The organism is Streptosporangium sp. H13245 (assembly GCF_055690525.1).
Genome location: NZ_JBSZKT010000004.1, coordinates 148,396 through 167,064, shown reverse-complemented (window position 1 = coordinate 167,064; position 18,669 = coordinate 148,396). Strand labels below are relative to the sequence as shown.

At 70.7% G+C, this 18,669-nt stretch carries 14 protein-coding genes; 10 read left to right on the top strand and 4 right to left on the bottom strand.

The window, feature by feature from the left end:
- Positions 1–136: 136 nt before the first annotated feature.
- The 4 genes from ACW9TB_RS10530 (at position 137) to ACW9TB_RS10515 (ending at position 7,426) form a co-directional block, all read left to right on the top strand.
- A complete protein-coding gene (locus tag ACW9TB_RS10530) occupies positions 137–2,593 on the top strand; it encodes a serine/threonine-protein kinase (protein ID WP_472747776.1) in 2,457 nt (818 codons plus the stop codon).
- Between the two features lie 52 nt (positions 2,594–2,645).
- Entirely contained in the window at positions 2,646–2,900 is a 255-nt protein-coding gene (locus ACW9TB_RS10525) for a hypothetical protein (protein ID WP_472747775.1), read from the top strand.
- A gap of 888 nt (positions 2,901–3,788) precedes the next feature.
- Positions 3,789–5,942 carry an SF1B family DNA helicase RecD2 gene (gene recD2, locus ACW9TB_RS10520; RefSeq protein ID WP_472747774.1) on the top strand — a complete coding sequence of 718 codons (2,154 nt, stop codon included), beginning with the start codon at positions 3,789–3,791 and terminating at the stop codon, positions 5,940–5,942.
- 182 nt (positions 5,943–6,124) lie between these two features.
- On the top strand, positions 6,125–7,426 hold the full coding sequence (locus tag ACW9TB_RS10515) for a ThuA domain-containing protein (protein ID WP_472747773.1): 1,302 nt from the start codon (positions 6,125–6,127) through the stop codon (positions 7,424–7,426).
- 96 nt (positions 7,427–7,522) lie between these two features.
- On the opposite strand, the gene ACW9TB_RS10510 is transcribed toward ACW9TB_RS10515, so the two are convergent.
- The gene (locus tag ACW9TB_RS10510) at positions 7,523–9,847 is read right to left on the bottom strand and encodes a galactose-binding domain-containing protein (RefSeq protein WP_472747772.1); all 2,325 of its coding nucleotides are present in this window, start codon (positions 9,845–9,847) and stop codon (positions 7,523–7,525) included.
- 880 nt (positions 9,848–10,727) lie between these two features.
- On the opposite strand from ACW9TB_RS10510, the gene ACW9TB_RS10505 reads away from it, so the two are divergent.
- The 5 genes from ACW9TB_RS10505 (at position 10,728) to ACW9TB_RS10485 (ending at position 14,758) form a co-directional block, all read left to right on the top strand.
- On the top strand, positions 10,728–11,135 hold the full coding sequence (locus tag ACW9TB_RS10505) for a TOBE domain-containing protein (RefSeq protein WP_472747771.1): 408 nt from the start codon (positions 10,728–10,730) through the stop codon (positions 11,133–11,135).
- A gap of 247 nt (positions 11,136–11,382) precedes the next feature.
- Positions 11,383–12,117, top strand: coding sequence for an ABC transporter permease (locus tag ACW9TB_RS10500; RefSeq protein WP_472747970.1), 735 nt, complete (start codon positions 11,383–11,385; stop codon positions 12,115–12,117).
- Positions 12,114–13,145, top strand: coding sequence for an ABC transporter ATP-binding protein (locus tag ACW9TB_RS10495; RefSeq protein WP_472747770.1), 1,032 nt, complete (start codon positions 12,114–12,116; stop codon positions 13,143–13,145). The genes ACW9TB_RS10500 and ACW9TB_RS10495 overlap by 4 nt, the downstream gene beginning before the upstream one ends.
- A 122-nt stretch (positions 13,146–13,267) precedes the next feature.
- On the top strand, positions 13,268–14,125 hold the full coding sequence (locus ACW9TB_RS10490; RefSeq protein WP_472747769.1) for an NAD(P)-dependent oxidoreductase: 858 nt from the start codon (positions 13,268–13,270) through the stop codon (positions 14,123–14,125).
- 165 nt (positions 14,126–14,290) lie between these two features.
- On the top strand, positions 14,291–14,758 hold the full coding sequence (locus ACW9TB_RS10485; protein ID WP_472747768.1) for a nuclear transport factor 2 family protein: 468 nt from the start codon (positions 14,291–14,293) through the stop codon (positions 14,756–14,758).
- Between the two features lie 235 nt (positions 14,759–14,993).
- Here the strand turns inward: ACW9TB_RS10485 and ACW9TB_RS10480 are convergent, their stop codons facing one another.
- Positions 14,994–15,506 (bottom strand): anthrone oxygenase family protein, encoded by a 513-nt coding sequence (locus ACW9TB_RS10480; RefSeq protein ID WP_472747767.1) that lies wholly within the window; start codon positions 15,504–15,506, stop codon positions 14,994–14,996.
- Positions 15,507–15,586: 80 nt separating this feature from the next.
- A complete protein-coding gene (locus ACW9TB_RS10475; protein WP_472747766.1) occupies positions 15,587–16,426 on the bottom strand; it encodes an NmrA family NAD(P)-binding protein in 840 nt (279 codons plus the stop codon).
- A gap of 80 nt (positions 16,427–16,506) precedes the next feature.
- On the opposite strand from ACW9TB_RS10475, the gene ACW9TB_RS10470 reads away from it, so the two are divergent.
- A complete protein-coding gene (locus tag ACW9TB_RS10470) occupies positions 16,507–17,484 on the top strand; it encodes an AraC family transcriptional regulator (RefSeq protein ID WP_472747765.1) in 978 nt (325 codons plus the stop codon).
- Positions 17,485–17,544: 60 nt separating this feature from the next.
- Here the strand turns inward: ACW9TB_RS10470 and ACW9TB_RS10465 are convergent, their stop codons facing one another.
- The gene (locus ACW9TB_RS10465) at positions 17,545–18,471 is read right to left on the bottom strand and encodes a hypothetical protein (protein ID WP_472747764.1); all 927 of its coding nucleotides are present in this window, start codon (positions 18,469–18,471) and stop codon (positions 17,545–17,547) included.
- Positions 18,472–18,669: the final 198 nt, after the last annotated feature.

Genomic DNA, 18,669 nt, shown 5'->3' with positions numbered 1-18,669 from the left:
GGGGGGAACTGCCGGAAAACAGGAGATTGCCGATGGGTGAATTGACGACCCGCGATCTCACGGCCCTCAGGCCCGCGGCCTCATCATTGAGTCGTTGACGGAACGCGTTTCGCCCGGTCTTGGGAAGAGGTGGGCATTGCCTCGTACCGAGCCACGTGATCCGGGCGACCTCGGGCAGGTGGGCGACTACCGGCTGACCGCCCGGATCGGGCACGGCGGCCAGGGCGAGGTCTACCGGGCGGTGACCCCGTCGGGTGCCGACGTCGCGGTCAAGGTGCTGCACGCCCGGTTCTCCGGGGACCCCGACGCTCGCCGCCGCTTCTTCCGCGAGGTCGAGCTGGCCCGGCGGGTCGCCCCCTTCTGTACGGCGCGGGTGCTCGACATGGGACTCCACGGCGAGCGGCCGTACATCGTGAGCGAGTTCGTCGCCGGTGCGTCACTGCAGCACGTCGTGCGGCAGGACGGCCCGAGGACGGGCGGTGGGCTGGAGCGGCTCGCGGTCGCCACGACGACCGCGCTGGCCGCGATCCACCGGGCCGGGATCGTGCACCGCGACTTCAAGCCGAGCAACGTCATCATGGGCCCGGAGGGCCCGGTGGTCATCGACTTCGGGATCTCGCGCGCCCTCGACAACACCGCCACGCAGAGCGGGGCGATGGGCACGCCCGGCTACATGGCGCCGGAGCAGATCGGCGCGGGGCCCGTCGGCCCGGCGGCGGACGTGTTCAGCTGGGCCGCCACGATGGTCTACGCGGCTACGGGCCGGTTGGCCTTTCCCGGTGCCACGGTTCCCGCGATGCTGTACGCGATCATGCACGGCACCGCGGACCTCTCGGGACTGCCGGAGGGACTGCGGTCCCTGGTGGCGGCCTGCCTGGCCAAGGACCCCGGCAACCGTCCCACCGCGACCGCCCTGGTCAGAACCCTGACCGGCGATGATCTCCCGGGCCCAGGCCTGAGCCCAGGCTTGAGCCCGAGCCCAGGCTTGAACTCAGGCCCGGGCTTGAACTCAGGCCCGGGCTTGAACTCAGGCCCGGGCTTGAGCCCGAGCCCGGGCTTGAGCCCGAGCCCGGGCTTGAGTCCGATCCCAAGTCCCGGCACGAGGCCGGACCCGGGCCCCGGCCCGAGCACGAGGCCGGATTCAGGACCGGACACGGTTCCGGGCCTGAGCCCGGCCCCGGGTTTCGGCCCGGGTTCGAGTCACACATCGGAGCCGGGCTACACATCGAGGCCGGATCTCAGACCGGAGCCGGGTTACACACCGGGGCCGGATCTCAGACCGGGGCCGGGGCCGGATCTCAGACCCGGGCCGGGCCGGGCTCCGCGTTCGGGCGGTGAGGACCCCACCGCCCCGGCCGGTCCCGGTCGTGCGACCGAGGCCCTGCCCTCACCCGGTAGGCGCGCGATCCCGCGCCGCGCGCTGGTCGCGGCCGGGCTGGCGGCCGTCCTGGTGGCGGGGGTGCTGACCGTGCGGTTCTGGCCGCGTACGGACGACATCGGCGCGGACTCCCCCCGGACGACCACCACACTCACCGGCACACCGGAAGCATCGGGCGACAACAGGTCGGACACGCCGACCACGCCGGGTACGCCGAGCGCCGTCCCGTCGTCCTCGGTGCCGTTCGGTGACCCGGTCGGCGAGCCGATGACCGCTCACGCCAACGACGTACGGTCGGTGGTGGCCGACGTGCTCGACGGCACCCCCGTGGTCGTGAGCGGGTCCGACGACGAGAGCGCCCGCGTGCTGGACCTCGCCACCGGTGAGCAGCGCGGCGCGACCCTGTCCGGGCACACGGGGTGGGTCCGGGCGGTCGCGGTCGGCCGTCTCGACGACGTACCCATCGCGGTGACCGGCAGCGACGACGACACCGCCCGGGTCTGGAATCTGCGCACCGGCCGGCCGATCGGACCCGTCCTCGCCGGGCACACCGGTGACATCAAGGCGGTGGCCGTGGGCGAGCTGGCCGGTGCTCCCATCGCGATAACCGGCGGCGCCGACGAGCGCGCCCGGGTGTGGGACCTGCGTACCGGCCGGGAGTCCGGCGCCCCCCTCACCGGGCACCGGGGCACGGTGTGGGCGGTGGCCGTCGGCGAACTCGACGGCTCGCCGATCGCCGTCACCACCGGCGACGACGGCACCGTCCGCGTCTGGGACCTCACCACCAGGAAGCAGCTCGGTGACTCCCTGACCGGCCACACCGGCTGGGTCCGGTCGGTGGCGCTCGGCCGTCTCGACGGAAAACCCGTCGCCGTCACCGGCGGCGAGGACAAGACCGCCCGCGTCTGGGACCTCACCACCGGGAAGCAGCTCGGCGCTCCCCTGTCCGGCCACACCGGCTGGGTCTGGTCCGTGGCGCTCGGCGAGGTCGACGGAAAACCCATCGTCATCACCGGCAGCGAGGACAAGACGGCCCGCGTCTGGGACCTCGGTACGCACAGGCAGCTCGGCGGCCCTCTCTCCGGCCACACCGACTGCGTGTGGACGGTCGCCTTCGGCCAGCTCGGCGGGCTGCCCGTCGCGATCACCGGCAGCAGGGACGAGACGATCCGGGTATGGAGCCTCGGCCCGCCCCTGCCCGCGCCGAGGTCCTGAAGGGCCACGATCACCGAGTGTCGTCAGGTCCCTGAAGACGACTTTTCACGGCATGACCACCCCGAGCGTTGAGCCGGACCCGCAGACGGTCCATCGCACCATCGACCAGACGCGCGAGATTGCCCAGGTCGTGAAGCATCCGCTGACGCTCAACGACTTCGCACGCCGCGACGGCCGTATGGATGTCACCCTCCTTGGCCACGACCACCTGCCCTTGTCCGGGCCGTCGTGGAACACCCGCCGGTTGACGTACGCGCCAGGCCGAGGTGATTCACCATGCCGGATCGGTGGTTGTGGAAAGGGGTGAAACGGTTGATTTTGCCGGTGTGACGGCGCCATCCCCCGACTCTCGGCAAGCCATCCGACTTGCTGGGATCCAGTTTGCCGTTAGCAGGTACGCCCGGTGCAAGCATCGTCGGAGAGTCAGAACCGATCATGACATCTGGGGGAAAAATGCTTCGAAAACTGGTCCCGGTCCTGGTCGCGGCCGTGACGGCGGGGTCACCGGCCATCGCGACCAAGGCCTGGGCGGACGTGGCACCGGCCGCTTCGGCGGCCCGGCCGGTCACCGCCGCCGTGCAGAAGGCCGGTACGTGCAGTCCGGGGTCGCCGTGCGCGGCTGTCAACTGCGGTCCGGGCCGTGTCTGCGTTCCCTCGCCCAAGCAGTGCTTCACCACGCCGTGCCCGCAGTACGACTGCGTGCCCGCGTCGGGCTATCCGGGCGGCTACCCCGGTGGCTACCCGGGCGGTTATCCCGGCGGATATCCCGGTGGCTACCCGGGTGGGTACCCGGACCAGTGGCGTCCTCCGTACCCGGGGTGGCGGCCACCGTATCCGGGCTGGCGCCCGCCCTATCCTCCGCACCCGAGCGGCTACCCGGGCTGGCGTCCTCCGTGGCCGGGCGTGCGTCCTCCGTACCCGCGTCCTCCGTATCCCGGTGTGCGTCCTCCGTACCCCCCGCGGCCTCCTCAGCCGGGACCCAGGCCCCTGCCCGGCTGGCGGATGGGGAACCAGGCGGGGATCACCTCCGTCGGGGGTTCCTGACCTCCGCGCACGGTGCCGTCCATCGCCGTCCCGGGGCGCCACGGTGGCGGCCCGGGGTGGCGGGCGGGCCGTGATGGCTTGTGGGGACACCGGGTGAGCTGGTCTGATGTGCGAAGGATGAGGTGAGGCCGGGTACGGAGGGCTTTCTGCCGTGGAGGCGTCTGTCGAGCAGCTGGTGTACGTCCGCGAGGACGAGTACACGATCGCGCGGATGAGCGCCGAGGGCATGCCCGGCTTCGTCGCCTCCGGCCGGGCCCTGGGCGGGGTCCAGCCGGGGGAGACGCTCAGGCTCGTCGGCGAGTGGGGCGAGCATCCGCGTCACGGCAGGCGCTTCGAGGTCGTCGCGTGCGAGCGGCTGGTACCGGCCACGGTCCGGGCCATCCGCATCTACCTGGGCTCCGGCCTGATCCGCGGCATCGGGCCGAGGCTCGCCCACGCCATCGTGAGCCACTTCGGCGAGGCGACGCTGACGGTCATCGACACCGAGCCGCGGCGGCTCACCGAGGTCGTCAACATCGGTCCCGCGCGGCAGGCCCAGATCGCCGACGCGTGGGAGGAGCAGAAGGCGATCGCCGAACTCATGGTGGTCCTGCAGGGCTTCGGGATCAGCCCGCTGCTCGCGGCGAAGATCTACCAGGTCTTCGGGGCCGACTCGGGGGAGGTGCTCACCTCCGACCCGTACCGGCTTATCGGCAAGGTCAGGGGCATCGCGTTCGCCACGGCGGACCGGATCGCGCTGCGGTCGGGGGTCTCCGAGCACAGCCCGCAGCGGGTCAAGGCGGCGATCCTGGACAGGCTGGAGACGGCGGCGAGCCGCGACGGGCACTGCTACGTGCGGCTGGTCTCGCTGGTCGCCCAGACCGCCGAACTCATCGAGCAGGACCACGACCTCGTCGGCCGGATGGTCGACGCGCTCGTCGCCGACCGCCGCGTGGTCGTCGAGGCGTCGCCCGACGGCCAGGCGACGGCCGTGGTCTACCTGAAGGAGACCCACAGCCGCGAGCTCACGCTGGCCGCCCTGCTGACCAGGCTCTGGGAGGCCCCCTCGACGCTGCCCATGCGTACGTTCCAGGAGGACCCCGGGCTGGACGAGGACCAGCGGGCGGCGGTGAACATGGCGCTGACCAGCACCGTGTCCGTTCTCACCGGCGGTCCCGGCTGCGGGAAGAGCCACACCGTCAAGACCGTCGCGGCGACCGTACGGGCGATGGGCGGCACGGTGACCCTCACGGCGCCGACCGGCAAGGCGGCCAAGCGCCTGTCGGAGCTCACCGGCCTGCCCGCGATGACCGTGCACCGGATGCTGGCCCACCAGCCCGATCCCGAGAGCGGCACGCTGTTCGAGCAGACGCCCGCGCAGGCCGACCTGATCGTGGTCGACGAGGCGTCCATGCTGGACCTGCACCTGGCCACCCGGCTCACCGCGGCCGTCTCGCCCGGCAGCCACCTGCTGATCGTGGGCGACAGCGACCAGCTTCCCAGCATCGCCCCCGGCAGCGTGCTCGCCGATCTGCTGCGCGTGGAGGCCGTCGCGCGGATGCGCCTGACGAAGGTCTTCCGGCAGGCGGAGGGCAGCGGGATCATCCGGGCCGCCCGCAAGGTCAGGGCGGGCGAGGTGCCCGCGCTCCCCGGCGGGGGAGGTTTCTGGTTCGAGGAGGTCGACGACCCCGAGAAGGTCGCCGAGCGGGTGATGCACCTGGCGACGGTGGCGATCCCGGAAAAGCAGGGAGTGAGCCCGGACCAGGTCCAGGTCCTGTGCCCGATGCGCAGGGGCCTGACGGGGACGGTCGAGCTCGGACGGATGATCCAGGAACGGCTCAACCCGGCTCGGGAGGGAGTCGCCGAACACTGGTCGGGCGCCTCCGCCTTCCGGGTCGGCGACCGCGTCATGCCGATCCGCAACAACTACGACAAGGGCGTCTTCAACGGCGACACCGGTACGGTCACCGCCATCACCCCGGAGGAGAGGACCGTCGAGATCCGCACCGACGACGGGCAGACCGTGAAGTACGGCTTCGGTGAGCTGGACGAGCTGACCCACACGTACGCCATCAGCGTCCACCGTTCCCAGGGCAGCGAGTATCCCTTCGTGGTCGCGCCGCTCGTCACCGAGTCCGGGGGTGTCATGCTGCGCCGCAAACTGCTCTACACCCTGCTCACCCGGGCGCGGTCGTGGGTGGTCGTCGTCGGCGAGCGCAAGGCCCTGGAGATGGCCGTCAACCGGCTGGACCATCGCCGCAACACGGGGCTCGCCCGCAGGCTCGCGCTGAGCCTCGGCGCGGACCCGTACTACGAGCCCGCCTAGCGGTCCTGCCCGGCTCCGCGATCTTCTTGACATTTTTTCTTCACATAACTTGAATTAAGTCAGACAAGAACCGTCCTCGGCTTGCCGAAGTTGTTGGTAACGCCGGTCTCCGTTATGCCCGTGGGCGGGGCGGGCTTCGCCTTTGTCGTTCGTCAGTTCGTCACGAGACAGAGGAAACGCAGATGACCAGGCAGAACATGGTCAGCACCATGCGCACGTGGGGGCGGCTGCTCGCCGCGCTCGTCGTCGCGCTCGGCCTCACCACGCTTCCGGCCACCGGGAGCGCGCGGGCGTCCGTCGCCCCGAGCTTCAAAGTCCTCGCCTTCTACAACGGGACGTGGGACGCGGCCCACATCAACTTCGTCCAGGAGGCCAACCGCTGGTTCCCGCAGATCGCCGCGCAGAACAACTTCACCTACACCGCGACCAACAACTGGAGCCAGCTGAACGCGAGCAACCTCCAGCAGTACCAGGTGGTGCTCTTCCTGGACGACCTCCCGCAGAACGCCGCCCAGCGGTCGGCGTTCGAGCAGTACATGCGTAACGGCGGGGCGTGGATGGGCTTCCACGTGAGCGCGTTCAACACCAACGCGCAGAGCTGGGCGTGGTACCACAACGAGCTCCTCGGCACCGGGGCGTTCCGGTCCAACACCTGGGGTCCCACCTCGGTGGTCATGCGTACGGAGGGTGGGGCGCACCCCTCCACGGCGCGGCTGCCCGCCACCTTCACCTCGTCGGTCAGCGAGTGGTACAGCTGGACCAACGACCTGAGGAACAACCCGAACATCAGGATCCTCGGCTCCATCGACCAGTCGAGCTTCCCGGTCGGCACGGACCCCAACCAGACCTGGTACAGCGGCTACTACCCGCTGATGTGGACCAACCGGAACTACAAGATGCTGTACGCGAACTTCGGCCACAACGCCATGAACTACAGCAACAACACCCCGCTGTCGTCCACGTTCGCCAGCGAGGTGCAGAACCGGTTCGTCATCGACGGCCTGCTGTGGCTGGGCGGCGGGAGCACCCCGCCTCCGTCGGACACCATCTCGCCGACCGCGTGGTACAGCCTCGCCAACCGCGCCAGCGGCAAGTGCGTGGACGCCCGCGCCGCCGCCTCGGCGAACGGCACCGCGATCCAGCAGTACACCTGTAACAGCACCCTCGCCCAGCAGTTCCAGGTCCAGCCGACCAGCGGCGGCTTCGCGCGGCTCAACAACCGCCTCAACAGCGCCCAGGTCGTCGACGTGACCAACGTCTCCACGGCCGACGGCGCCCCGCTCCAGCTGTGGACGTACTCGGGAGGCAACAACCAGCAGTGGCAGGCGGTGTCCGAGGGCGGCGGCTACTACCGCTTCGTCAGCCGCCTCAGCGCCAAGTGCCTGAGCGTGCCGGGCTCCTCGACGGCCGACAGCGTCCAGCTGGTGCAGAGCACCTGCAACGGCGGCGCCGCCCAGTCGTTCCGGATCTCCCAGCAGCCGTAACCTCCGGGAGTCCGTACCCTCCGGCGGGGAGGGCGAGCACATGACAGAGGCCCAGGCCGGTGATCACCGGCCTGGGCCTCGGCTGTTGTTACGGAGTCAGGAGGCGTACACCTCGAACTCGGAGAGCTGCGCGGCGGGCCAGCCGGTGTTGGCGGTCACGTTGACCCGCAGGTAGCGCTGGCTGGTGGCGGGGAAGGTGATCGTCACGGTGTTGCCGGTGGCGGGGTCGAAGACGCGGGGAGCGGACGCGGCCAGCGTGGTGAAGCTGGAGCCGTTGGTGCTGCCCTGGATGGAGAGGGTCTGGGTGCGGGTGGCCCAGGCGGCGGCGGGCGGCAGCTTGAGGGTGACCTTGCCGACACCGGTGGCGGCGCCGAGGTCGACGGTGGCCCACTGCGGGAAGGCGTTGTTGGTGCTCTCCCAGTACGTGTTGGCGTTGCCGTCGACGGTGTTGCCGGAGCCGTAGTTCTGGGCGTGGCCGCTCTCGGTGGTGTTCTTGCCCCGGGCCAGGTTGCCGGTCGGGGGCGTGACCGTCGGGGTGGGGGTCGGGGTGGGGTTGCCGCCACCGCCCGGGTAGATGTAGTTCGGCGGAGGCCAGGTGCCGGTGCAGACCTGGTCACCGGGACTCCACCCGGTGTTCCCGGCGCCCGTGGTGATCGCGAAGGCCGCGCCGGTGCAGTTGTGGATCGCCCTGCCCGCGCCGAGGTGCGCGGCCCTGACGTTGGTGAACGACACGTTCGCGCCCGACTGTGCCTGGATCATGTACGTGCCGGTGCCGTCGATGTTCACGTTGTTGAAGTTGACGGTCCTGGCGCTGCCCTCGATGAAGTGGATGGCGGCGTACGAGCTGTCCAGGATGTCGGTGTCGGTGACGTTGACGGTGGCGTTGACCGGCTCGTTGAGCCCGCTGAACCAGATGGCGCCGACGCCGAAGTTCCAGTTGAAGTCGGAGTTGCCCGCCCGGATCAGGGTGTTGCGGGCGACGGTGTGGGTCCCGGCGACGGCGGTGCCCTGGCCGGAGTTGACGCCCGGGTAGCGGTTGGCGATGTGGATGCCGCCGCCGTTGGTCACGCTGTCGGCCACCACGTTGTCGGTGATCTGGATGTCCCGGCCGCCGTACGTGACCAGGTGGTTGGCCAGCAGGGTGACGCCGATCGTGTTGAAGGTGAACTTGTTGCCGACGTTCTGCACCCGCTCGGCCCACATGGCGAGGGCGTCGTCACCGGTGTTGCGGACGAAGGTGTTCGTCACCGTCGAGTTGGTGACCCCGATGTGGAAGTTCACCCCGTCCGCGGTCTGGTCGAGGATGCGGCTGTTCTTGATGGTGAAGTTGTTCATCGGGCCGTCCATCCAGGCGCCGACCTTGGTGTGCTGCATCCACACGTTGTCCACGACGGAGTTGCTCATCGCGCCGCCGATGGCGTTGACCTGGTCGTTGTCGACGCGCTCCATGATCTCGCCGATGATGGCGAAGTCCCTGAGGTTGACGTTGACGCTCGGGCCGCCCTCGCCGACGTACTTGCCGTAGACGCCGACGGCCCTGTTGCGCTGCGTGGGGTGACGTCCGCCGAGCACGCTGTACCAGGGACCGGCCCCGCGCAGGGTCACGCCGTCCACGATCACGTGGTCGTGGAGGTTGTACGTCCCCTCGGGGATGTAGACCTCCTTGCCCTGGGCCTTTCCGGCGTTGACCGCGGCCTGGAAGGCGGCCGTGTTGTCGACGCCGGTGTTGTTCTTGACGGCGCCGAAGTCGTCGACCGACAGTGATCCGGCCGGGCGCCCGATCGGGGCGCCGACGAGCTCGAAGTCGGCCAGGTCCACCGTGATGGAGTTGGTGACGGCGGTGGTGGAGACCTGGATACGGACCTTCGTCCCGGCGGGAACCGTCGAGCCGAACATGGTCCGGGCCTCGTCGTAGAAGTGGTGCGGGTTGCTGCCGCCGGGGGTGTTGTTGAACGGGTAGCCGCCGTAGTACCAGCCGTACTTGGACGTGAAGCTCATGTCCTTGAGGTGGGAGCCGTTGATCCGGAGGCTGACGGGGGTGGTGAGGCCCGTCCCCGAAGCGTTGTCCGGCACGCTGTAGCGCACGGTGACCGCGTTCGCGGGCTTGGTCAGCGTGAACTCGACGTACTCGCCGACGGTGTCCAGCTTCACCGCCCTGCGTCCGGAGGCCTCGGAGGGGAGGCGGCCGTAGATGCGGTCCGGCCCGATGACCTGGCCGTTCGTGGTGGCGTGGGCCGGGTCCTCGGCCTCGAACTCGGTGAACGGTACGGTCGCGCCGCGGCCCGGGATGTCGAAGATCGAGTCGACCGCCACCGCGGCCGACGCTCCCGATGTCATCGCGGCGGGGACTGCCAGTGCTCCCGCGGCCAGTGCCAGGGCCATGGCCATCGGCCAGCCGCGTAACCTGCCGGTTTTCCTCATCGGATGACCCTTCTTGGGGGAGAAGGGCCGGACCTCGTCACGGTCGGGGGCGCGCTGACCGCCGCTTGCCCGGCAGAACTGCCCACACCATAAGATGACTAACAGATTGCCGCAATGTTTCAACGAAAACATGCAAGGTAACGACTGAGTTACGGCATTTCGTGAGTTGCTGCGGGCCAGGTCGAGGCCGGGTGGGCGGTCGCGACGCGGTCGTGTCGTGGTCGCGCGGGGGTCGCGTGGAGGTTGTGAGGGCCTCGGCGGACTTGACATTGTCCTTTACCATAACCGGTCATCCGGGGGCGGTTGCGGTCAAGTCGTGTGCTGGCGAGGATTTTGGTGGTCAAGATCGGTGGGGAGTGGGGTGCTTCTTCGGGGGGATTCGCGGCCGGGATTGCCGCGCCGGTCGTTCCGCGATCGCTCCGCGGTTGTTCCGTGGTTGGTTCACGACCGGTTCGCGATCGTTCGGCGAGAAGGGGTTCGCCCGTCCTGGCCGGTGAGTCGTACGCGTGCCGGACCTGCAATTTCAGTGCATGCTTACGCTGAATACAGCGATTTTCTTTCGTGCTTATGTGTGAGTTTTGCAGATTTATGGCTGGAAAATTGTGGCGCCGGTCTTCTGCTGCCTGGTATCTACCGTTAAATACGGCTAAATGCGGCAAATGGTTCAGTGTGCGGGAAGACCGGCGATCTGGGTTTCGTAGCGGGCCGGTTCCGTTGCGACGGCGTTGCGGTGCTGCGGCGCTCAGGTGGTGCGATGAGGGGAAAGGGTCCTTCGGGCCGTCCGGGGTCGCAGGAGCGGTGGCGAGGTGTCCGATCCCGGGGTGACTGCCACAGGGCAGGGGCGTATCGGCGTGAATATGCGAAGGTATGGTGATTGTTCGTGACGACGTTTCGGATCAGCGAGGCCGCCGCGCTGCTGGGGGTGAGCCCCGACACCGTTCGCCGGTGGGTGGACGCCGGACGGCTCGCGGCCCGGCGGGACGAACATGGCCACCGGATGGTGGAGGGTGTCGATCTGGCGGCGTTCGCGCGTGCCCAGATCGAGTCCGAGGACGGCACGGGACACTCCTCGGCCCGGAATCGCTTTCGCGGGATCGTGACCGAAGTGATCAAAGACGCGGTGATGGCCCAGGTGGAGATCGCCGCGGGGCCGTACCGGGTGGTGTCGCTGATGAGTCGTCAGGCCGCCGACCAGCTGGGCCTGGAGGTGGGGGTGATGGCGGTCGCCGTGATCAAGTCCACCAACGTGGTCGTGGAGATCGCCGACCACGCTCGTACGACGAGTTGACAGCGCCGTGAGCGGCCCGTCCGGCACAGCGGGCGGCCCGTCCGACAGCCGCCCGCCAGGCGCTCCGTCCAGCGGTGTGCCGGGGGATCCGTTCAGTGGTCCGTCGAGCGGTCCGTCCAGCGGTCCGTCCGGCGGTGTGCCGGGGGATCCGTTCGGTGGCGTGACGGGCGGCGGTGTGCCGGGAGGGCCGTCCGGTGGGGTGGCGGGTCGGCTGCCGTGGGTGCTGGTGCTGCCCGCCGTGGCGGGCATGGTCTTCCTGACGCTGCCGCTGGCCGGGCTGCTGGTGCGCGCCCCCTGGTCCACCCTGCTGGAAAGGCTGGGCGAGCCGAGGGTGCTGGAGGCGCTGCGCCTGTCGCTGGTGACCGCGACCGTGGCCACGCTGGTGTGCCTGCTGCTCGGCGTACCGCTGGCGTGGCTGCTGGCCCGTGTCGCCTTCCCCGGCCGCCGCCTGGTGCGGGCGCTGGTCACCGTCCCCCTCGTACTGCCCCCGGTGGTCGGCGGGGTCGCCCTGCTGCTCGTCCTGGGGCGGCGCGGCCTGGTCGGCCAGTGGCTGGACTCCACCTTCGGCATCACCCTGCCGTTCACCACGGCCGGGGTCGTCGTCGCCGAGACGTTCGTCGCCATGCCGTTCCTGGTCATCAGCGTCGAGGGCGCGCTACGCGCCGCCGACCTGCGCTTCGAGGAGGCCGCCGCGACGCTGGGAGCCTCCCGCTGGGTCATCTTCCGCCGCGTCACGCTGCCCCTGATCGCCCCCGGCATCGTCGCGGGAGCCGTGCTGTGCTGGGCCCGCGCGCTGGGCGAGTTCGGGGCCACCATCACCTTCGCCGGTAACTTCCCCGGCCAGACCCAGACCATGCCGCTCGCCGTCTACCTCGCCCTGGAGACCGAACCCGAGGCCGCGATCGTGCTCAGCCTCGTCCTGCTCGCCGTCTCGGTGGTCATCCTGGCCAGCCTGCGCGACCGGTGGGTGAGCGGCCCGTGACCCTGGACGCCCGCCTCGTCGTCACCCGGCCCCGCTTCCACCTGGACATCGAACTGGAGGTCGCCGCCGGGCAGGTCGTCGCCCTGCTCGGCCCCAACGGCGCGGGCAAGACGACCGCGCTGCGCGCGCTGGCCGGGCTCACCGGCCTGTCCGGCGGGCGGATCCTCCTGGACGGCGAGGCGCTGCACACCCTGGCGGCCGAACGCCGCCCGATCGGCATGGTCTTCCAGGACTACCTGCTCTTCCCGCACCTGTCCGCACTGGACAACGTCGCCTTCGGACCTCGCTGCCACGGCGCTTCCAAAGCCGAGGCGCGGCGCGGCGCCGCCGCCTGGCTGGAACGCGTCGGCCTCGCCGGGTACGTCGCGGCGAAACCCCGGCAGCTGTCGGGCGGCCAGGCCCAGCGTGTCGCCCTGGCCCGCGCCCTCGCCGTGGAACCCCGCCTGTTGCTGCTGGACGAGCCGCTGGCCGCCCTCGACGCCCACACCCGCCTGGAGATCCGCTCCCAGCTCCGCCGCCACCTGGCCGACTTCGGCGGCGCGACCGTCCTGGTCACCCACGATCCGCTGGACGCCATGGTGCTCGCCGACCAGCTGGTCGTCGTCGAGAACGGCGCCGTCGTGCAGCGCGGTACCCCCGCCGAGGTCGCCCGGCGCCCGCGCACCGACTACGTCGCCCGTCTGGTCGGCCTCAACCTCTACCGGGGGCTTGCCGCCGGGCGGCAGGTCACCGTCGGAGAGGTGGGTTTCAGCGTCGCCGAGCATCTGGACGGCCCCGCGTTCGTCGCCTTCCGGCCCGCCGCGGTCGCGCTCTACCGGACCCGCCCGGACGGCACCCCGCGCAATCTCTGGGAGGCCACGATCGAGGGCATCGAGCGGCACGGCGACAACGTCCGCATCCACCTGGAGGGTCCGATCACCGCCTCGGCCGACGTCACCCCCGCCGCCGTCGCGGACCTCGACCTGACCCCGGGACAGCGGATCTGGGCGGCCGTCAAGGCCACCGAGACGCACGCCTACCCCGCCTGAGCCCCCTCTGGCTTCCGACCGGCCCGCCCGTACGCCGACCCCTTGTGGTGCCGCCGTCACCCGCGTGGCGGCCGGGGGCGCCCCGGCTTGCAGGGGCACAATGGCGTGAGGGGGGATGATCCATGCGCGTCGCTGTACTCGGAATGGGCATGATGGGGCGGGCGCTGGCCCGGCGGATGCTGGAGCTCGGGTTCCAGGTCACGGTGTGGAACCGCACGCCGGGACGGGCGGAGAAGCTGGTCGGCCTCGGTGCCGTCGAGGCTGCGTCGCCCGCCGAGGCCGCGCGGGACGCCGAAGGTGTCCTGCTGTCGCTCGCCGGTGACCAGGCGGTTCGCGAGGTGATGGGCCAGCTGGCCGGAATCGGCTCCGGCGGGCCCGTCGTGGCCGACACGAGCACCGTCGCCCCGGACACGACCCGTGCGCTGCGGGACCTGGCGCCCGGGGGCCGGTTCGTGGCCGCGCCCATCATCGGCTGGCCACCGGCCGTCGCCGAGGGGCAGGCCTCGGTCCTGCTGGGTGGCGAGCGTGACGTCGCCGACGTGCTGCAGCCGGTGTGGTCGGAGGTGTTCGCCTCCCACTCCTACTGCGGCCGGGACCCCGGCGCGGCGCTCGCCTTCAAGCTGCTGAACAACTACCTGCTCATGGCCGGGATCGCCGCGCTCTCCGAGGCCGCCGCCACCGGTCTGGCGGTGGGCGTCGACGAGACGCTGCTGCACGACTTCCTTCTCACGTGGCCCACCGTCGCGCCCGCCCTGCACAACCGGGTCGGCGACGTACTGGGCGGCGACCACCGGGGGTGGTTCACGACGAGGCTCGCCGCCAAGGACGTGCGGCTCGCCATCGGGCTGGCGGAGTCGGGCGGTCTCGACCTGCCGATCGCCCGGCTGGTCGAGCGGCGCTACGAGGAGGCGGCCGATCGCGGCTGGGACGGCGCGGACATCGGCGCGATCGTCGAGCTGCTACGCGGGAAACCACACTAAGCCTCACCGCTCCGATCAGCCCGTCGCCGGTCACCGGCGACGGGCCCATCGCTTGACAGGCTCTCCGTACGCTGTACGGTATGTCGTACGGTTCATGTCGTGCCGCCGTACGGTGCTCCGCGCCGTCACGGTGATGGGACGCGTCGTCGACGAAGGAGCGGAACAGTGTCAGAAGCCCAGGAATCCCCGTTCGGTGCCGGTGCCTTCACGCCGACGGCCGAGGACAGGGAGAGCGTCGAGGCGTGGTTCGCCGAGTACGACGCCCACAGCGCGAAGGTCGACGTCGAGCGGATGGCGGACATGGCGATGTTCCCGCTCAACGTGGTGACCGACGGTCCCGGCGGAGACGGTCTGGCGGACCGGTGGACGAGGGAGCGGTTCACACGCACGATGGCCGAGGTGATGGGCGGGGGAGAGCCGGGTGACCTCACGATGGAGTCGGTCCGCACGCCCCACTTCCTCACCGCGAACCTCGTCGTCGTGATCACCGACGCGACGGTGACGGCCAACGGCGAGGCGTACGGCATGCGGTACGCGGACCTGCTGGTGAAGTCGGGCGGCCGGTGGGTCTTCCAGACCATGGTGCAGGGCGGGTGGGCCGACGCCTGGAAGGAGACCGCACCGAGCGCCTGACCGGTGAGGGGCGCCGGGGGAGGCCGTCCTGTCGCCACCGGCGCTTGTGCCGCTACCGGTTCGCTCTCCGGGAGGCGTGTCGCTAATAGCCCGCCCTTCCAGGCTCACCGGCCCGCACCGGGAACCGGCCCCGGTGTCGCCGTCTGGCCGGGATGCGCGGAATGAGATGACCGAAGGCGCCGGGGCTGCCCGCCCCCACGTGGCAGCCCCGGCGCCTTCGGTCACCCCCAGCCGGTCACGATCCGTTCGGCAGGCCGGTGCGCCCGTACACGACGAGGGCCCAGCTGATGCAGCCGAAGGCGGCCACGCTCGCCAGCGTGCGGATGAGGTTCCAGCGGACCCACACCCCCTCGAACCGTTCGCGCACCGCCGCGAGGTCGGTGATGCGGTCGGGGTCCCCGGCCGCGTCGAGCGCGTTGTTGAGCGGCACGTTGATCCCCATCGTGATGGCGAGCATCACCACGTACAGGACGAGCGCGGCCACGATCCAGGGCAGCACGGGCCGCCCGTCCTCCTGGAGGTGGAGCAGCGCGGCGAGGACGGCCAGCACCAGCGCGCCGCCGAAGCAGGCGGCGAACCAGCCGTTGAGGATCGCCACGTTGATCCGCTGCATCGCGCTGACGAAGGTCCGGTCGTCCGTCCGTGCCAGGCCGGGCATGACGGAGCAGGCGTACGAGTAGAAGAGACCCGCCACGAGCCCCATGGTGACGGCCGTCGCGACCAGCGCGACGCCTCGGAACATCAACATCACATTCTCCTTGGCTGTCGGGAAACTCGGGTGGCGGTATCGGACACGTTCACCGCCTGCTGTCTGACGCGAGGGTCCCGCTAGCCGTTCCAGACCCCGGTGGCTGCGGTGTCGCGCGCGTAGTCGCGGAAGTCGCGGGGTTCCCGGCCCAGGGCACGCCGGACGCCGTCGGTCAGGTGGGCGTTGCGGCCGTCCAGGACGGTGGTGAACAGATCGGCCAGCTGGGCCGCGTACTCGGCCGGTACGCCGTGCTGGACCGCCCCGGCCACGTACTCCTCGGAGGAGATCGGCACGTAGTGGATCTTCCTGTCGGTCGCCCTGGAGATCTCCTCTGCGGCGTCGGCGAAGGTCAGCAGCCGGGGACCGGTCAGCTCGTAGAGCTCGCCCGCGTGCCCGTCCTCCGTCAGCGCGGCGACCGCGACGTCCGCGATGTCGTCGGCGTCGACGAACGGCTCGGCCACGTCTCCCGCCGGGAGCGCGATCTCGCCGGAGAGGACCGGCTCCAGCAGGTAGTCCTCGCTGAAGTTCTGCGAGAACCAGGCCGTCCGGACGATCGTCCACTCGACCCCGGACTCCTGGACCGTCCGCTCGCTCACCGCCGCCTCCTCCTCGCCGCGGCCGGACAGCAGCACCAGGCGCCGTACGCCGCTCTCGACCGCTCGCGAGACGAACGAGCGGACCGTCTCCACCGCCCCGGGGAACGCGAGGTCCGGGTAGTAGACGACGTACACCGACGCCACGTCCCGCAGCGCGGGCCCCCACGTCGCCTGGTCCTCCCATTCGAACGGCGGCTCCCCCGAGCGGGAACCGACCCGCACCGGCAGGCCGCGCGCGGTGAGCCGCTCCACCACGCGGCGGCCGGTCTTGCCCGTGCCGCCGAGGACCAGCGTCGTGTTCTTCTCATGCGTGTTTTCTGTCATAGGAACAGTGAACCGGCCAGGAGTGAGACGAGCCATGGTTGAGAAGCGCAATCCCATGTTTCAGCGTCTACAGTGAAGGCGTGGACGCACTCACCGATTTTCTGGACGGCCCGAGAGCCAGGGGGGCTTTCCTGCTCCGCTCGGTCCTGAACCCGCCCTGGTCCCTGCGAATCCAGGACCGGGCGCCACTCGCCCTGGCGGCCATGGTGCGCGGCGAGGCGTGGGTGACCCTCGACGGCGGCGACCCGGTGCGCCTGGGCCCGGGGGACGTCGCGATCATCCTCGGCCCCCACCCCTACACGGTCGCCGACGATCCGGCCACGCCGCCCGACGTGGTGATCCATCCGGGCCAGCACTGCACCACCCTCGACGGGCGGAACGTCGCCCAAAAGATGGACCTGGGCGTCCGCACCTGGGGCAACAGCCCCGACGGGTCGACGGTGCTCCTCACCGGCGCCTACCAGATGCGCGGGGAGATCAGCCACCGTCTGCTGGAGGCGCTGCCCCCGCTGCTGGTCCTCCCCGAGGACGCCTGGGACTGCCCCATCATCTCGCTGCTCGGCGACGAGATCGTCAAGGACGAGCCTGGCCAGGAGGCCGTTCTCGACCGGCTGCTCGACCTGCTGCTCATCGCCGTCCTGCGGGCCTGGTTCTCCCGCCCGGAGGCCGGGGCTCCCGCCTGGTACCGCGCCCACAGCGACCCCGTGGTGGGCAAGGCCCTGCGCATGCTGCACAACAACCCGGCCCATCCCTGGACGGTGGCCACGCTGGCCGCCGGGACCGGTGTCTCCCGCGCGGCCCTGGCCCGCCGCTTCACCGGGCTGGTGGGGGAGCCGCCCATGGCGTTCCTCACCGGCTGGCGGCTGGCCATGGCCGCCGACCTGCTGCGCGAGACAGACGCCACCGTCGGCGCGGTGGCCACGCAGGTCGGCTACGGCAGCGCGTTCGCGCTCAGCGCCGCCTTCAAGCGCGAACGCGGCATCAGCCCCCAGGAACACCGCTCCGGGGTCCAGGGTTCCCGGGGTGACCGCATGGCCGACATGCTCGCGCGGCGGTGACGGTACGGGCCCCGGTCGCCGACGCGCCCGGAGCCCTCGCGGCCGCCGGAGCCGCGACGGTCAGAACAGCCAGTCGAGCAGGCCGCCGCCCCGGCCGCCGCCCGAGTTGTCGTTCGTCCCGGTGTCCTGCGTCGGCGGTGCCGTCGTCGGCTGCTCGGTCGGCTCGGCGTTCTCGGTGGGGGCCTGGTTCGTCGGCGAGGACTCGGGCTCGGAGGTGACCCGCGTCCGGGGTGCCGGACTCTCCTGGGACGTCTCCTCCTGCCCGGTCTCCTCGGCGGACCGCGTCGGGCGGGTCTCCTTCGGCGGGGTGCTGCGGGTCGGCGACGGCCGGACGGAGGGCTCCCGGGTCCGGGAGGTCCTGCTGGGGGCGGTCGTCGGCTCGTCGGCCGTGGACGGCTCGTCGGACGGCTCCGCCGTCTCCTCCTCGGCCGAGGGCTCCGGTGTCTCCGAGGGCGGCTTCGGCAGTTCGGCCACCGAACACCGCACGCCGGGGGAGCAGGTGGTGCTGGATCGCCCGTCCACGGAGGAGGAGAGCATCCAGCCGCCCGCGACTCCCGCGATCACGACGCCGCCCACGACCGCCAGCAGGATCCTGCTCCTGCTCTTGCCCCTGCGGCGGCGCTCCTCGTAGGGATCGGGGTCCTCCCGCCAGCCCGACCCCAGGAAGCCGCGTGACGGCGTCGCCTCGTCCTCGTCGCGGTAGAGGGGGCCGTCGGACGTGATGTCGGTGTCCCCCACCTCGCGACGGTCGTCGAGATAGACCATCTCCCGGGACCCGTCGGCCCGGATGATCTCCCGGGACCCGTCGACGTGGACGATCACCTGGGACCCGTCGCCCGGGGTGGGGTCCGGAAGGTCGATGTCGCTCCATCCGTCCGACAGCACGTCGCCGGCGGGGCGTTCGGGTTCCTGCTGGGCCGATCCGAGGGGACCGGTCTGCTCGCGAGGATCTTCCTCGTATGATCCTTGGATGTCGTCGCGCCCCACGATGACCCTCTCTGACGTGAACCTTGGTCGCGCATCTTAATAGCAGACTCAACAGCAGCTTGTCCGAAAAGTTCACATACAGCTGGGAATAATGTGACTTGTGGGACCTTGCTGGGAATCCGCGATGGACCGGGCCACGACTCCCTGAGCGGCGGATATCCGAGACGGCCGGTACGCGCGCGGGCACCCCGGTGGCGC

Coding starts and splice junctions, on each gene's coding strand:
- ACW9TB_RS10525 (WP_472747775.1), top strand. CDS start 2,646: ATGACCACCCCGAGCGTTGAGCCGGACCCGCAGACGGTCCATCGCACC.
- ACW9TB_RS10515 (WP_472747773.1), top strand. CDS start 6,125: ATGACCAGGCAGAACATGGTCAGCACCATGCGCACGTGGGGGCGGCTG.
- ACW9TB_RS10510 (WP_472747772.1), bottom strand. CDS start 9,847: ATGAGGAAAACCGGCAGGTTACGCGGCTGGCCGATGGCCATGGCCCTG.
- ACW9TB_RS10500 (WP_472747970.1), top strand. CDS start 11,383: ATGGTCTTCCTGACGCTGCCGCTGGCCGGGCTGCTGGTGCGCGCCCCC.
- ACW9TB_RS10490 (WP_472747769.1), top strand. CDS start 13,268: ATGCGCGTCGCTGTACTCGGAATGGGCATGATGGGGCGGGCGCTGGCC.
- ACW9TB_RS10480 (WP_472747767.1), bottom strand. CDS start 15,506: ATGTTGATGTTCCGAGGCGTCGCGCTGGTCGCGACGGCCGTCACCATG.
- ACW9TB_RS10475 (WP_472747766.1), bottom strand. CDS start 16,426: ATGACAGAAAACACGCATGAGAAGAACACGACGCTGGTCCTCGGCGGC.